At 40.6% G+C, this 594-nt stretch carries 1 protein-coding gene; it reads left to right on the top strand.

The genetic code is table 11. From position 1 onward, the window contains the following. Nucleotides 1-23: 23 nt before the first annotated feature. Nucleotides 24-594: toprim domain-containing protein (locus tag AC3G7N_RS21845; RefSeq protein ID WP_489424224.1), on the top strand; the 571-nt coding region annotated here is incomplete at its 3' end.

The following is a 594-nucleotide window of genomic DNA, read 5'->3' as shown; positions in this document are numbered from 1 at the left end:
ACAAGAAAAAGGAGCGATTTGCATTGACAGTTACCGTACTAGCGGAAAAACCAAGTCAAGCTACATTATATGCGGAAGCATTTCAAAACGTCAGCAAAAAAGATGGATATGTGGAGGTGAACGATCCCCGTTTCTTTCAGGGGAAAGCATTTATCACGTGGGGATTTGGCCATCTAGTGGAACTGGTTTCGCCGGAAAACTATAAGGAAGAATGGAAAAAGTGGAAGCTGGAAAACCTGCCAATGTTCCCGGAAACATTTCAGTTTCAAGTTGGGAAGGATAAGAAAAAGCAGTTTATCATTGTAAAGCAACTACTAAAACAATCGGATGAAATAATCGTCGCAACGGACTGTGACCGAGAAGGGGAAAATATCGCCCGTTTGATACTAAAACTAGCCGGAGTATCCTATAAACCAACAAAACGCTTGTGGATTAACTCATTGGAAGTGGATGAAGTACAGAAAGGAATGAAACAGTTAAAAGATGGTCAAAACTATATCTCTTTGTATAAAGAAGCTCAGACAAGACAATTCAGTGACTGGCTGGTAGGGATGAACGCTTCCCGTCTATATACCTTGCTTTTACAACAAAATG

This window comes from Virgibacillus carmonensis (assembly GCF_057836705.1).
Note: the sequence above shows the minus strand (reverse complement) of the source record. Positions and strands in the feature narration are given on the sequence as shown.